This is a genomic window from Psychrobacter sp. W2-37-MNA-CIBAN-0211 (assembly GCF_040309405.1).
GTDB classification, from domain to species: Bacteria; Pseudomonadota; Gammaproteobacteria; order Pseudomonadales; family Moraxellaceae; genus Psychrobacter; species Psychrobacter glaciei.
Genome location: NZ_JBEOOU010000081.1, coordinates 1 through 313, shown reverse-complemented (window position 1 = coordinate 313; position 313 = coordinate 1). Strand labels below are relative to the sequence as shown.

Here is a 313-nt window from a genome sequence, read left to right as displayed (position 1 = left end):
TTATTGTCGCAACTCTCCCTTGAACGACTTAGATGCCATGAAAAATAACCACAAAAAAGCCGGATTGTTCCGGCTTTTTGTATACCACTTATGATCACTTACGATTGCTTGGTATTTTCTTCGTACATTAAATAATGGCTCTGTTCCATGCCTAAGGATTCATAGGTTTGTTGGGCTATTTTATTATCATGCTCAACATATAAACGGAAGCTCGCAGTACCGCCATTGTCTGCGGCTAAGTCTTTTACTGCTTGATAAAGTTTGCCATAAATCCCTTGGCGACGATTGTGTGGGCGTATATACACACTTTGGA

General features: G+C 40.3%; 1 protein-coding gene. It reads right to left on the bottom strand.

The annotated features are described in order from the left end of the window. Positions 1–98 precede the first annotated feature (98 nt). Positions 99–313: GNAT family N-acetyltransferase (locus tag AAEY72_RS14380; RefSeq protein WP_352311188.1), on the bottom strand; the 215-nt coding region annotated here is incomplete at its 5' end.